Source organism: Rhodanobacter sp. FW101-FHT13A11 (genome assembly GCF_058790335.1).
Map to the genome: position 1 here is coordinate 1 of NZ_JBYTCN010000021.1, position 12,583 is coordinate 12,583.

The 12,583-nt window shown below is 68.5% G+C and carries 12 protein-coding genes and 4 tRNA genes; 3 read left to right on the forward strand and 13 right to left on the reverse strand.

Features of this window, described 5'->3' with window-relative positions; translation table 11 throughout:
- Positions 1 to 154 precede the first annotated feature (154 nt).
- The 12 genes from AC3WRN_RS16050 to AC3WRN_RS16105 form a co-directional block, all read right to left on the reverse strand.
- Positions 155 to 230 (reverse strand) — tRNA-Thr (locus tag AC3WRN_RS16050).
- A gap of 136 nt (positions 231 to 366) precedes the next feature.
- Positions 367 to 440 (reverse strand) — tRNA-Gly (locus AC3WRN_RS16055).
- Between the two features lie 17 nt (positions 441 to 457).
- Positions 458 to 543 (reverse strand) — tRNA-Tyr (locus AC3WRN_RS16060).
- Between the two features lie 93 nt (positions 544 to 636).
- Positions 637 to 1,125: an acyl-CoA thioesterase gene (locus AC3WRN_RS16065; protein ID WP_068095137.1), complete on the reverse strand. Its 489-nt coding sequence runs from the start codon at positions 1,123 to 1,125 to the stop codon at positions 637 to 639.
- Positions 1,126 to 1,265: 140 nt separating this feature from the next.
- On the reverse strand, positions 1,266 to 2,354 hold the full coding sequence (ychF, locus tag AC3WRN_RS16070) for a redox-regulated ATPase YchF (protein ID WP_492623733.1): 1,089 nt from the start codon (positions 2,352 to 2,354) through the stop codon (positions 1,266 to 1,268).
- An 82-nt stretch (positions 2,355 to 2,436) separates the two neighbouring features.
- A complete protein-coding gene (gene pth, locus AC3WRN_RS16075; RefSeq protein WP_492623734.1) occupies positions 2,437 to 3,024 on the reverse strand; it encodes an aminoacyl-tRNA hydrolase in 588 nt (195 codons plus the stop codon).
- A 54-nt stretch (positions 3,025 to 3,078) separates the two neighbouring features.
- Positions 3,079 to 3,750, reverse strand: a complete 672-nt coding sequence (locus AC3WRN_RS16080; RefSeq protein WP_492623735.1) for a 50S ribosomal protein L25/general stress protein Ctc — start codon at positions 3,748 to 3,750, stop codon at positions 3,079 to 3,081.
- A gap of 211 nt (positions 3,751 to 3,961) precedes the next feature.
- Complete coding sequence (locus AC3WRN_RS16085) at positions 3,962 to 4,903, reverse strand: ribose-phosphate diphosphokinase (protein ID WP_492623750.1); 942 nt, start codon at positions 4,901 to 4,903, stop codon at positions 3,962 to 3,964.
- Positions 4,904 to 4,954: 51 nt separating this feature from the next.
- Positions 4,955 to 5,031 (reverse strand) — tRNA-Gln (locus AC3WRN_RS16090).
- 63 nt (positions 5,032 to 5,094) lie between these two features.
- Positions 5,095 to 6,495 carry a 4-(cytidine 5'-diphospho)-2-C-methyl-D-erythritol kinase gene (gene ispE / locus AC3WRN_RS16095; protein ID WP_492623736.1) on the reverse strand — a complete coding sequence of 467 codons (1,401 nt, stop codon included), beginning with the start codon at positions 6,493 to 6,495 and terminating at the stop codon, positions 5,095 to 5,097.
- A gap of 50 nt (positions 6,496 to 6,545) precedes the next feature.
- Entirely contained in the window at positions 6,546 to 7,157 is a 612-nt protein-coding gene (gene lolB, locus AC3WRN_RS16100) for a lipoprotein insertase outer membrane protein LolB (RefSeq protein WP_068095120.1), read from the reverse strand.
- Positions 7,154 to 8,836, reverse strand: coding sequence for a tetratricopeptide repeat protein (locus tag AC3WRN_RS16105; RefSeq protein ID WP_492623737.1), 1,683 nt, complete (start codon positions 8,834 to 8,836; stop codon positions 7,154 to 7,156). The genes lolB and AC3WRN_RS16105 overlap by 4 nt, the downstream gene beginning before the upstream one ends.
- A gap of 166 nt (positions 8,837 to 9,002) precedes the next feature.
- Between AC3WRN_RS16105 and hemA the strand changes: the two genes are divergently transcribed.
- The 3 genes from hemA (at position 9,003) to ppk2 (ending at position 12,314) form a co-directional block, all read left to right on the forward strand.
- The gene (hemA, locus tag AC3WRN_RS16110) at positions 9,003 to 10,271 is read left to right on the forward strand and encodes a glutamyl-tRNA reductase (RefSeq protein ID WP_068095114.1); all 1,269 of its coding nucleotides are present in this window, start codon (positions 9,003 to 9,005) and stop codon (positions 10,269 to 10,271) included.
- Positions 10,272 to 10,363: 92 nt separating this feature from the next.
- Positions 10,364 to 11,443 (forward strand): peptide chain release factor 1, encoded by a 1,080-nt coding sequence (prfA, locus tag AC3WRN_RS16115; RefSeq protein WP_492623738.1) that lies wholly within the window; start codon positions 10,364 to 10,366, stop codon positions 11,441 to 11,443.
- Positions 11,444 to 11,549: 106 nt separating this feature from the next.
- The gene (gene ppk2, locus AC3WRN_RS16120; protein ID WP_068095108.1) at positions 11,550 to 12,314 is read left to right on the forward strand and encodes a polyphosphate kinase 2; all 765 of its coding nucleotides are present in this window, start codon (positions 11,550 to 11,552) and stop codon (positions 12,312 to 12,314) included.
- Here ppk2 and AC3WRN_RS16125 read toward each other — a convergent pair.
- Complete coding sequence (locus AC3WRN_RS16125) at positions 12,311 to 12,577, reverse strand: acylphosphatase (protein ID WP_492623739.1); 267 nt, start codon at positions 12,575 to 12,577, stop codon at positions 12,311 to 12,313. The two genes, ppk2 and AC3WRN_RS16125, sit on opposite strands and share 4 nt — an antisense overlap.
- Between the last annotated feature and the right edge of the window lie 6 nt (positions 12,578 to 12,583).

Consider the following 12,583-nt stretch of genomic DNA (forward strand, 5'->3'; position numbering starts at 1 on the left):
GTCTTGCCGTGATCCACGTGACCAATCGTGCCGACGTTCACGTGCGGCTTGGTGCGTTCGAATTTACCCTTTGCCATAGCGCGCTAAACCCCGATGGAGTCAATGAATTGAAGAAACCCGCCCGTTTCGGGGCTGGCCATGACGGCCAATGAAGTGGTGCTCATGACAGGAATCGAACCTGTGACCTCTTCCTTACCAAGGAAGTGCTCTACCGACTGAGCTACATGAGCGTGTATTTCAGCCGTCCTCCATGACGGCGAAGAACAAACTTGCGTCCCTGCAAGACTCTTCAAATTTTCAACAACCCGCGACGAGGACAGGGCCGTTTCTTTTTGCCGCCATGGAAGGCGGCCTGAAATAGCGCAATGGAGCGGGAGACGGGAATCGAACCCGCACCATCAGCTTGGAAGGCTGAGGTTCTACCATTGAACTACTCCCGCCTGCGTGGAGCTCGTCGTGGTGGAGGGAGGTGGATTCGAACCACCGAAGGCGTAAGCCAGCAGATTTACAGTCTGCCCCCGTTGGCCGCTTGGGTATCCCTCCAACAAAGAACGCGTATTGTGTGGATCGGACCCCGAACTGTCAACACCTCGCGGCGCCAATTCCGCATGAGAAATGCGATTTTCCGCGGCGGTGTCAGTCCGACGGGACCGCCCGCAGGTCGACCAGCTGCTCCATGCCCTTGGACAGTTCCAGCAGCTTCTTCGCCTGTACCTGCAGCCGGCGTTCGCCGTCGTTGCGCGGCTCCCAGTGCGGCACCGGGGTCGGCTTGCCGTCGGGGCTGTCCAACGCCACGAAGACCATCACGCAGCTGGTCGCCAGGCGCTGTTCGTCCTTGCGCAGATCGCGCGCCAGCACCTCGACTGCCATGTGCATGCTGCTGGTGCCGGTGTGGATCAGGCGCGCGCGCACCGTGACCAGGTCGCCGATCAGGATCGGCGCCACGAACTGGATGCCGCTGACCGAAGCGGTGACGCAGTACGCCCCGCTCCAGCCCACCGCGCAGGCGTAGCCGGCCTGATCGATCCACTTCATCGCCATGCCGCCGTGCACCTTGCCGCCGAAATTGACGTCGGTGGGCTGGGCGAGGAAACGGAACGTCACTTCCTGCTGTTTACCGGGCATGGACTGGCACCTGTCGACGGGATTCCGAGCTTGGCATTATGCCCTGACTTGGGAGGCTATCCGCACGGCCGCGGCGGGCCCCGCCCGATGCCGCCTGCGCCCTGCTCCGAAGCCACCGATACCGGTCGCGGCGACGGCACTCAGACGTTGAACAGGAAGTGCAGCACGTCGCCGTCCTTGACGATGTAGTCCTTGCCTTCCTTGCGCAGCCGGCCGGCTGCTGCCGCGCCGGCTTCGCCCTTGTACTGGATGAAGTCGTCGTAGCCGACCGTCTCGGCGCGGATGAAGCCGCGTTCGAAGTCGGTGTGGATCACCCCGGCCGCCTGCGGCGCGGTGGCGCCGCGCTTCACCTGCCACGCGCGCACTTCCTTCACGCCGGCGGTGAAATAGGTCTGCAGGTCGAGCAGCTTGTAGCCGGCGCGGATCACCCGGTTCAGGCCCGGCTCGTCCAGGCCCATGTCCTTCAGGAACTCGTCGCGGTCGGCCTCGTCGAGCTGCGCCAGCTCCTCCTCGATCGCCGCGCACACCGGCACCACCTCGGCGCCCTCGCCGGCGGCACGTTCGCGCACGGCGTCCAGCAACGGGTTGTTCTCGAAGCCGTCGTCGGCGACGTTGGCGATGTACATCAGCGGCTTCAGGGTGAGCAGGAACAGGTCGCGCACCAGCGCCCTCTCCTCCTCGTCCAGGCCGGCGCTGCGCGCGGAGCGGCCGTCGTTGAGCGCGGCGGACAGCTTCTGCAGCACCGGCTTGCGCGCCATGGCCTCCTTGTCGTTCGCCTTGGCCGCACGCTCGGCGCGGTTCAGCGCTTTCTCCACCGACTCCAGGTCGGCCAGCGCCAGCTCGGTGTCGATGGTGTCGATGTCGGAGATCGGGTCGACCTTGCCGGCGACGTGGATCACGTCGCCCTCGAAACAGCGCACCACGTGGGCGATCGCGTCCACCTCACGGATATGCGCCAGGAACTTGTTGCCCAGGCCCTCACCCTTCGACGCGCCGGCGACCAGGCCGGCGATGTCGACGAACTCCACCGCGGTCGGGACCACCTTCTGCGGATTGACGATGTCAGCCAGCGCGTCCAGCCTCGGGTCCGGCACCGGCACCACGCCGACGTTCGGCTCGATCGTGCAGAACGGGAAGTTCGCCGCGGCGATACCGGCCTTGGTCAGCGCGTTGAACAGGGTGGACTTGCCGACGTTGGGCAGGCCGACGATGCCGCATTTGATGCCCATGGTTTGCTCCGGGATTCGTGAGGGGGATTCGGGATTCGGAAAAGCGGGATCGCCAAGTTCTTGGCGAATCCCGAATCCCGAATCACGAATCCCGGCTGTTCGTATGCAACTGCTGCATCGCCTTGTCGAACTGGCCGTCGACCGCCAGCGGCAGCACGTCCAGCGCGCGGGCGATGCCGTCGAGGATCGCGTCCTCGTCCGTGGCCGACGGCCGGCCCAGTACCCATGGCGTGACCTGGTCGCGATGACCGGGATGGCCTATGCCCACGCGCAGCCGGTGGAACTTGCCGTGGCCGAGATGGCCGATGATGTCGCGCAGGCCGTTCTGGCCGCCGTGGCCGCCGTCGAACTTCAGGCGCACGGTGCCGGGCGGCAGGTCCAGGTCGTCGTGCGCGACCAGGCACTGCTCCGGCTCGATCTTGTAATAGCGCAGCGCCGAGACCACGGCGATGCCGCTCTTGTTCATGAAGGTGGCCGGCTTCAGCAGCCAGACCGGTTCGCCGCCGAGGCGCACGCGGCAGGCCTCGCCGTGCAGCTTGCCGTCGAAGGCGAAGCGCTCGCCCTGGGCGCTGGCGAGGGCGTCAACTAGCCAGAACCCGGCGTTGTGCCGGGTTCGGAGGTATTCGGCACCGGGATTGCCCAGCCCGACGATGAGTCGCAAACCAGCCATGCGGACAAGCAGCCGTGTCGGCCCGCGCTCCGGCGGAGCGCGGGCCGGCGCGGCTTACTTCTTGTCGTCCTTCTTGGCCGGCGCAGCGGCAGCGGCCGGAGCAGCCGGCGCGGCAGCCTCGGCGGCCGGGGCTTCCTCGACCTCTTCCTGCACCGTATTGGCCGTGACCACCGCAGTGTCGTGGCCTTCGCCGCCATGCAGGGCGACCAGCTCGACGTTCTTCGGCAGCTTCAGCTGCGACAGGTGGATGATGTCGCCGGGCTTCAGGTCGGCCAGGTCCAGCTCGATGAACTCGGGCAGGTCCTTCGGCAGGCAGGAGATCTCCACTTCGGTCAGGCTGTGCGAGATCACCACGCCGGAGGTCTTCGCCGCCGCGGACTTTTCCTTGTTCAGGAAGTGCAGCGGCACGCTGACGCGGATCGCGGCCTTCTCGTCCACGCGCAGGAAGTCCATGTGCATCATCAGCTGCTTGAACGGATGCTTCTGCCAGTCGCGCACCAGCACCTTCTGCACCTTGCCGTCGACGTTCAGGTCGAGCACCGAGGAGAAGAACCACTCGTTCTTGGCGGCGAGCAGGATGGTGTTGTGCTCGATCTGGATGCTCTCGGGAGCCTGACCGGCGCCGTACACCACGGCCGGCACGAAGCTCGCATGACGCAGGCGGCGGCTCGCACCTTTCCCCTCGTCCTTGCGGCTTTGCGCCTTGATTTCATGAGTTTTGGACATTTCGTTGCTACCTTGGTTGTGTTTGCCGCCTCGCGGCGGCTTGGGTGACTTCCCCGCGACCAGGGAAGATCGTTACTTCACGCGGCATCCATGCCGCGAAAAGCTGAACATCAAACCGCCCATCCGGGGCGGACATTTCGATTTCTTTCACGCGGCATCCATGCCGCGAAAAGCTGAGATCAAGACCGCCCATCCGGGGCGGACATTTCAATTAATCCACGTACAGCGAACTCACCGACTCGCCGAAGGCGATGCGGCGAATGGTTTCGGCCAGCAGCTCGGCGACCGAGAGCTGGCGGATCTTGGCACAGGCCAGGGCTTCCGGGCGCAGCGGCAAGGTGTTGGTGACCACCAGCTGGTCGAGCTGGGAGCCCTCGATGTTGCTGATCGCCGCGCCGGACAGCACCGGGTGCACGCAGTAGGCGACCACCTTGCGGGCGCCGCGCTCCTTCAGCGCCGCGGCGGCCGCGCACAGGGTGCCGGCGGTGTCGACGATGTCATCGACCATCACGCAGGTCTTGCCGGTCACGTCACCGATGATGTTCATCACGGTGGACACGTTCGCGCGCGGCCGGCGCTTGTCGATGATCGCCAGCTCGGCGTCGTCCAGCCGCTTGGCGATCGCGCGGGCACGCACCACGCCGCCCACGTCCGGGCTCACCACGATCAGGTCGTCCATGCTGTGGCTGCGCCAGATGTCGGCCAGCAGCACCGGCGAGGCGTACACGTTGTCGACCGGGATGTCGAAGAAACCCTGGATCTGGTCGGCATGCAGGTCGACCGTCAGCACCCGGTCGACGCCGGCGGCGCCGATCATGCTGGCCGCCAGCTTGGCGGTGATCGGCACCCGCGCCGAGCGCGGCCGGCGGTCCTGCCGGGCGTAGCCGAAGTACGGCATCACCGCGGTGACGCTGGCTGCCGAGGCGCGCTTCAGCGCATCGGTCAGCGCCAGCAGCTCGAACAGGTTCACCGCGCTCGGCGCACCGGTCGGCTGGATCACGAACACTTCCTGGCGGCGCACGTTCTCCTCGATCTCGATCTGCGCCTCGCCGTCGCTGAACGTGCCGACCAGCGCCTTGCCCAGCGGCACGCCCAGGCGATGGGCGACATCGTCGGCCAGGGCACGATGTGCGTTACCGGAAAACAGCATCATCGGGGTGGACGTGTCCACAGTGATTACCTCGAAACCAAAGCCATCATGGAATGGCTGGGGCGGCAGGATTCGAACCTGCGAATGCGGGAATCAAAATCCCGTGCCTTAACCAGCTTGGCGACGCCCCAGTGATATTTGTGTCCGCTTGTGCTCGTGTATGCCCGGCCCGCCTGCATCGACGGGCCTGGCCGTCAGCCTGTCTGTACCCACCGATCCGCGCCGCGATGGCGCGCCAATGCATCATGCAGGGGCGACACCTCGACACCCGTGGCGACGACCGCCGTGAATGCCGCCGGACACTGCGCGGCAATCGCCGCTGCCCGATCGGATGACCTCGCCTCCAGAAACACGCAACCGCCGCTGCCGGAAAGCCGCGCCTGACCGAAACCGCCCAGCCAGTCCAGCGCAGCGGCCACCCGCGGGTGCCGCGCGCGCACCACCGGCGCAAAGGCGTTTTCCGTCGTTTCGCCGGAAGCAAAGGATGAAATTGTCGCCCGCGGCGCATTTCGTGTCAATTCAGCGGCTTGAAAAAGCGCGGCGGTCGGCACCGGCTCATGCGGGTCCAGCACCACGTAATGGCGCCGCGGCAACGCCAGCGGAGTGAGCCGTTCGCCGATACCCTCGGCCCAGGCCGAACGGCCGCGCACGAACACCGGCACGTCGGCGCCGAGCCGGCGCCCCATTTCGGCCAGCGCATCCTCGTCCAGGCCCAGTCGCCACAACCGGTTCAGCGCCACCAGCACGGTGGCCGCGTCGGAACTGCCGCCGCCCAGCCCGCCGCCCATCGGGATGCGCTTGTCCACCGCGATGTCGGCGCCCATCGGCGTGCCCGTGCGCTCCTGCAGCAGTCGCGCCGCCCGAACCACCAGGTCGGCAGCCTCGGGGACGCCGGCCGCGCCGCTCGTGCGCCGGATCACGCCGTCGTCGCGTACCCGCAGGCGCACCTCGTCGCCCCAGTCGAGCAGGCGGAACACCGTCTGCAGCTCGTGGTAGCCGTCCGGCCGCCGGCCGGTGACGCGCAGGAACAGGTTCAGCTTCGCCGGCGCCGGCCATATCGTCCACGCACCGGCATCCGGCGGCGGCAGCGGCCGGCTCATGAACACTCGCAAGGCGTCGGGAAAACCGTTCTCGCGATCGCGCCGGCGCGCGAGCGCGAACGCCGGGTCGTTCTTGTCGACCACGGCAAAACCGTGCCTTGCGTAGAACGGCGCGTTCCACGGTACGTCAGCCAGGGTGCCCAGGTCGACCCGGCGGTAGCCGGCCGCGCGCGCCCAGGCGCAGGCGTGCTCGAGCAGGGCCGCGCCGATGCCGCGCCGGCCGTATTCCGGCAGCACGTCGATCTCGGCGATGCCGATGGCGCCGGCGACCAGCTCGGTATCGAGCCAGACGAAACCCACCGGCTCGCCCGCCCCGCCCCGCGCCACCCAGACCAGGCCGCGGGAGACCGCCTGCCGCAGCAGCTCCGGCGGGATCGACACGGCGGAGTAGCTCGGCCATGCCGGATGGCCGCGAAACAGCTGCACGGCGCGGCGCTCGATCGCGCACAGCGCATCGACCTGGCTCGGCTCGGCGGGTTCGATCGGCACGGACATGCGGGTTCCGGTGCTGCTGCAATGGCCAGCGGGGCGCAAAGCCTAACCCATCAGCGGAACTGCCAGGACTCGATCGACAGTTTCACCTTGTACGGCGGTTTCCCGGCGAACACCTTGGTCGGCAGCGGCGGCCGGCGGGCGTCGTCCCATTCGCGGTAGTCGACCACCCAGCCGTCCTGCTGCAGCAGCGAGGGCAGCCGGTTTCCGCCGAATTCGAGCTCCGCTGGACCGCTGTCCGCACGCAGGCCGAGCACCCAGGCGCGCAGGTCGCGCAGCGGCACTTCCCAGCCCAGCGCCTTGCGCATCAGCGCCTCGGCATCGGGCCCCTGCAGGGGCCCGCGCTCCAGGCCTTCCAGCAGGGCGCCGTCCGGCCCGCCGCTGAGGCGGAAGTTCGTGCCGCTGATCGCCGGCCCGCGCAACACGAATTCATAGCGCTCGCCATCCTGGGTCCAGCTGAAGCTGCCGCTGCCGCCGTCCTTGCCGTTGGAGACGCCGAGCCGGCCCTGCAGCACCCAGTGGTCGGCGTGGGCCAGCGCCTGCTCGCGCGCCCGTTGGGCGTCCAGCAAGCCGGCGTCGCCCTTCATGCGCACCGCCGGCGGCGCGCAGGCGCTCAGCAGCAACAGCGGCAGGGCGATGGCGGCGAGACGCAGTCGCCGCCTCATGGATGCAGCCGCTTCAGGGTTTCCCGCAGCGCGCCGTTCTGCGGATCGAGCTTGTGCACCTCGTCGAAGATGCGCTGCGCATCCTGCCGATGGCCCTGCTTCCACAGCACTTCGCCCAGGTGCACGCCGACGTCGGCGTCCTTGCGCGCCAGCCAGGCACCGCGCAGGGTCTGCGCGGCCTGGTCCAGGTTGCCCATGCGGTACTGCAGCCAGCCCCAGGAATCGGCGATCGCCGGGTCGTTCGGCTTGGCGGCGCGGGCGGCGCCGATCAGCCGCTCGGCCTCGGGCAGGTCGCGATTCGCGTCGGCCAGGGTGTAGCCCAGCGCGTTGCTGGCATCGACGTCGCCCGGCTTGACCTTCAGCAGGTGGCGGAAATCCTGCACCGCCTGGTCGACCTGGCCGGCCTCGGCGTAGGTCAGGCCGCGGCCGTACAGCAGGCCCGGGTCCTCCGGCACGATCTGCAACGCATGGCTGAACGCGGCCTCGGCCTTCACGTAGTTCCGTTCGCGCAGGTACAGCTCGGCATCGGCCTGCCAGGCCTGCCGCAGTTGCTCGGGCTGGTCGAGGTAGGTCAGCTGCAGCTGTTCCAGCAGTTGGTGCGCCTCGGCCAGCTTGCCCTGTGTGTGCAGGATCATCGCGCTGCGCAGGTCGGCGTCGAAGGCATGCTCGTCGGTGTCGCTCACCTGGTCGTACCAGGCCAGCGCCTCGGCCTCGCGATGCTGCATCTCGGCCAGCTGGCCGAGCAGATAGGCGCTGCTTTCGCGCACCGCCGGCGCGGCCTTCTGCACCTCCCGGTACAGCGAGGCCAGCGCCTTGCCGTCCTTCTCGTGCGCCGCCAGTCCCGCGCGCATGGCATAAGTGTTGGCATCCTGCGGACCGTGCGCCAGCAGCCGGGAGGCGCCGGCGTAATCGCCGGCCTGGCTGAGCATGCCGGCATAGGCCAGGCGCAGGTGGGGATCCCCCGGCGCCTTCGCCAGCGCCTTCTGCAGCAGCGCACGGGCACCGTCGCGATCGCCGTCCTTGAACTTCATCTGCGCCGCCCAGGCGTAGGTCTCGGCGCTCCTGAAGCGCTGCATCGCGGCGTCGGCGATCCGCATCGCGTACGCATGGCGACCGAGGCGATCACCCAGCTCGCTCATCGCCAGCCAGGCATGCGCGTCGGCAGGCAGGCGCTGCGGCGTGGCCAGCAGCTCCAGCAGGCGGGCCGCCTGGGCCTGGTCGCGGGCGCCCACCAGCACGCGGCCGAACTGGCGCCAGGCGTCCTTGTCGCCCGTGCCGATCAGCAGTTCCAGCTGGCGCTGCGCCTCGTCAGCCTGCCCCTGGTCGAGCGCCAGCTGGGCCCGCGTCTGGGCGATGGCGGCAGGATCGGCACCCAGCGCCTGCCAGCGATCCAGCGCGCGCCGGGCCGCCTCGCCGTCATGCACCGCGACCGCCAGGCCGGCGGCGCGTTCGGCCACCCTGGGGTCGTTGCTCAGTGCCGCCGCCTTGCCGTAATAGTCCGACGCGGCCTTCAGGTCGGTGCGGGTCAGCGCCATTTCGCCGGCCAGCAGTTGCGCCAGCACGTCGTGGTCGGCGTCCGGCGTGGCCACCACCGCACGCGCCAGCGGTTGCGGCGCGGCGGCCGTTTCCGGGGCGGAACGCAGTGGCGCGCCAGCACAGGCCGCCAAACCAAGCATCATCGCTGCCAGTGCCGTAAAATGCCGCAGTTGCTTGAACTTGCCTGCACCGCTCCGCACACTACTCTCCGTCCACATGCCTGTTCCGGGCGCCGATCGCCATCCGGCGACGACGCGTCAAGCTTAGCCTACCCCGCCGGATCCCTGCCGCCGAGATGTTCCGACCACCATGCCGCTGATCGCCCTCGGGCTCAACCACCTCACCGCGCCGGTCAGCCTGCGCGAACAGGTGGCGTTCGACGCGGACGCCGCCGGCGAGGCCCTGCACGAGCTGACCCGCCAGCCAGGCGTGGAAGAGGCGATGATCTTGTCCACCTGCAACCGCACCGAACTGTATGTCGGCGTCGCGGCAGGCGCGGAGGACATCCCCCAGGCGTGGTTGAACCGGCATCACCATCTGACCCCCGGCAAGCTGGATGAGTTCCTGTACCGGCACGAGGAAGACGATGCGGTGCGCCACATGTTCCGCGTGGCCACCGGGCTGGACTCGATGGTGCTGGGCGAGCCGCAGATCCTCGGCCAGGTGAAGGACGCCTACCAGCTCGCGCGCGAGGCGCAAGCGCTGAAGGCGCCGATGGACCGCCTGCTGCAGCACACCTTCGCGGTGGCCAAGCGGGTGCGCACGGACACCCGCATCGGCGCGCATACGGTCTCGGTCGCGTTCACCGCGGTACGCCTGGCCGAGCAGGTGTTCGCCGACCTGAAGCACGCCTGCGTGCTGCTGATCGGCGCCGGCGACACCATCGAACTGGCCGCGCGGCACCTGGCCGAGAAGCAGGTGCGCCGGCTGATCGTGGCCAACCGCACGCCGGAAACCGCGCAGGAACTGGCCGGCCGCCACGGCGGCTACGCGATCGCACTGGCCGACCTGCCGCAGCACCTGGCCGAGGCTGACATCGTGATCTCCTCCACCGCCGCGCGGCTGCCGATCGTGACCCGCGCGATGGTCGAGCAGGCGATGGCCGCGCGCAAGCGCAAGCCGATGTTCATGGTCGACATCGCGGTGCCGCGCGACATCGAGGCCGGCGTGGGCGAGCTGCCCGACGTGTACCTGTACGGCATCGACGACCTGCGCCAGGTGATCGACGAGAACCTGCGCTCGCGCGCCGCCGCCGCGCACGACGCCGAAGCCATCATCGACCTGCAGGTGGACCGTTACATGGCCTGGCGCCGTGCGCTGACCCTGAAGAACCCGGCGCTGGACATGCGCCAGCACGCCGAGGTCTATCGCGACGAGGTGCTGGGCAAGGCCCGCGCGATGCTGGCCAACGGCAAGTCGCCGGACGAGGCCCTGGCCTTCCTCGCCAACACGCTGACCAACAAGCTGCTGCACCACCCCAGCGCACGCCTGCGCGAAGCCGCGCTGAGCGGCGACCTCGACCTGCTGCACGCGGCGGGCCGCCTGTACGGACTGGACGACGACTCCGAGGCACCGTAGGAGCGCACCCTGTGCGCGAACCACCCAGCGGCAATCCATGACCAGCGATCGCGCACAGGGTGCGCACCTACACAGAAGCAAACGCCTCACCCATGACCCCATCGATCCGCCGCAAGCTCGAGGCCCTGGCCGAGCGCCATGAGGAAATCGGCCTGCTGCTGTCGCAGCCCGACATGCTGGCCGACAACACGCGCTTCCGCACGCTGTCGCAGGAATACGCCCAGCTCGAACCGGTCGCCGCCTCGCTGCGCGAGCACGACCAGGCCGAGCGCGAGCTGGCCGAGACCCGCGCCATGCTGGACGACCCCGAGCTGCGCGAGATGGCCGCCGACGACGTGCACCGGCTGGAACGGCGCCTGCTCGACCTCGACGACGAGCTGCAGCTCCTGCTGCTGCCGAAGGACCCGCGCGACGAGGCCAACCTGTACCTCGAGGTGCGCGCCGGCACCGGCGGCGACGAGGCGGCGATCTTCGCCGGCGACCTGTTCCGCATGTACCTGCGCTACGCCGAGAACCGCCGCTGGCACGTCGAGGTGCTCAGCGAACACGCCGGCGAGCACGGCGGCTACAAGGAGATCGTGGCCCGCATCGAGGGCAAGGGCGCCTACTCGCGCCTGAAGTTCGAATCCGGCACGCACCGCGTGCAGCGCGTGCCGGAAACCGAATCGCAGGGGCGCATCCACACTTCGGCGGCCACCGTGGCGATCCTGCCGGAACTCGACGAGATCGACGAGATCGAGATCAACCCGGCCGACCTCAAGGTCGACACCTTCCGCGCCTCCGGCGCCGGCGGCCAGCACGTCAACAAGACCGACTCGGCGATCCGCATCACCCACCTGCCCACCGGCACCGTGGTGGAATGCCAGGAAGAGCGCAGCCAGCACAAGAACCGCGCCCGTGCGATGGGCCTGCTGAAGGCACGCCTGCTCGACGAGGCGCAGAGCAAGCAGAACGCGGCGCAGGCGCAGGAGCGCCGGCTGCAGGTCGGCTCCGGCGACCGCAGCCAGCGCATCCGCACCTACAATTTCCCGCAGGGCCGGATCACCGACCATCGGATCAACCTCACCCTGTACCGCCTGCCGGAAATCATGCAGGGCGACCTCGGCGATCTGGTCGATGCACTGACCCGCGAATACCAGGCCGACCAGTTGCAGGCGCTCGGCAGCACCTGACAACGCCATCACGGAGTGCCGAGTTAGCCTGCGAGACATCCGCATCCTGCCGTCATTCCGGCGAAGGCCGGAATGACGGCGAAAAGACCAGCTCTCCGAGGCCCTCATGGACAAGCGCTACCGCAAGGCACTGAAGGAACTGCAGTTCGACCTGGTGCGGCTGCAACGGGGCCTGCGCCTCGGCGGCAAGCGGCTGCTGGTGATCTTCGAAGGCCGCGACGCTGCCGGCAAGGGCGGCGCCATCAAGGCCATCACCGAAAGCCTGGACACCCGCGGCTACCGCATCGTGGCGCTGCCGAAACCGAGCGAGACCGAAGCCACCCAGTGGTATTTCCAGCGCTACGTCGCCCACCTGCCGAGCGCCGGCGAGTTCGTGCTGTTCGACCGCAGCTGGTACAACCGCGCCGTGGTGGAGCCGGCGATGGGTTTCTGCAGCGAGGCCCAGTACCAGGCGTTCCTCGACGCGGTGCCGGCTTTCGAGAAGCTGCTCGTCGACGACGGCCTCATCCTCATCAAGTACTGGCTGGCGGTGGACCAGGCCGAACAGGAGCAGCGCTTCGCCGAGCGCGCCGAAAACCCGCTGAAGTACTGGAAACTGTCGCCCGTGGACCTGGTCGCGCGGCGGAAATATGCGGAGATGGGCCGGCTGCGCGACGTCATGATCGAGCGCACGCATCGCAACCACGCGCCGTGGTTCGTGGTCGACTTCAACGACCAGAAGCGCGGCCGGATCAACCTGATCCGGCATCTGCTGCAACAGCTGCCGGTGCACGAGGAAGCGGTCGACGCGGTAAAGCTGCCGAAGCTCAAGGGCAGGCCCGGCAGCGAACACGTCACCGACAAGGCGCTGTGGGTGCCCGATACGTTCTAGCCGGTGTGGAAGCCACGCAGTTCCTGCGCGGGCAGTTCCTCGCGGGCCACCGCCTCCACGCGCGCCGCCGGCGGCCCCTGCCACAGCCAGCGCTCCAGCGCGGCCAAGGCTTCGTCCGATCCGCTGGCCAGCACTTCGACGCTGCCGTCGCGCCGGTTCCGCGCATGGCCGGCCAGGCCGAGCGCCAGCGCCTGCTCGCGGGTGCTGGCGCGGTAGCACACTCCCTGCACCCGGCCAGCCACGATGAAGCGCACGGTGGGCATCACGGC

What these genes read in the sequence shown, in the direction of transcription:
- AC3WRN_RS16065 (WP_068095137.1), bottom strand. Translation starts at nt 1,125, where the DNA reads ATGCCCGGTAAACAGCAGGAAGTGACGTTCCGTTTCCTCGCCCAGCCC.
- ispE (WP_492623736.1), bottom strand. Translation starts at nt 6,495, where the DNA reads ATGTCCGTGCCGATCGAACCCGCCGAGCCGAGCCAGGTCGATGCGCTG.
- AC3WRN_RS16125 (WP_492623739.1), bottom strand. Translation starts at nt 12,577, where the DNA reads ATGCCCACCGTGCGCTTCATCGTGGCTGGCCGGGTGCAGGGAGTGTGC.
- lolB (WP_068095120.1), bottom strand. Translation starts at nt 7,157, where the DNA reads ATGAGGCGGCGACTGCGTCTCGCCGCCATCGCCCTGCCGCTGTTGCTG.
- ppk2 (WP_068095108.1), top strand. Translation starts at nt 11,550, where the DNA reads ATGGACAAGCGCTACCGCAAGGCACTGAAGGAACTGCAGTTCGACCTG.
- pth (WP_492623734.1), bottom strand. Translation starts at nt 3,024, where the DNA reads ATGGCTGGTTTGCGACTCATCGTCGGGCTGGGCAATCCCGGTGCCGAA.
- hemA (WP_068095114.1), top strand. Translation starts at nt 9,003, where the DNA reads ATGCCGCTGATCGCCCTCGGGCTCAACCACCTCACCGCGCCGGTCAGC.
- ychF (WP_492623733.1), bottom strand. Translation starts at nt 2,354, where the DNA reads ATGGGCATCAAATGCGGCATCGTCGGCCTGCCCAACGTCGGCAAGTCC.
- prfA (WP_492623738.1), top strand. Translation starts at nt 10,364, where the DNA reads ATGACCCCATCGATCCGCCGCAAGCTCGAGGCCCTGGCCGAGCGCCAT.
- AC3WRN_RS16105 (WP_492623737.1), bottom strand. Translation starts at nt 8,836, where the DNA reads ATGATGCTTGGTTTGGCGGCCTGTGCTGGCGCGCCACTGCGTTCCGCC.
- AC3WRN_RS16080 (WP_492623735.1), bottom strand. Translation starts at nt 3,750, where the DNA reads ATGTCCAAAACTCATGAAATCAAGGCGCAAAGCCGCAAGGACGAGGGG.
- AC3WRN_RS16085 (WP_492623750.1), bottom strand. Translation starts at nt 4,903, where the DNA reads ATGATGCTGTTTTCCGGTAACGCACATCGTGCCCTGGCCGACGATGTC.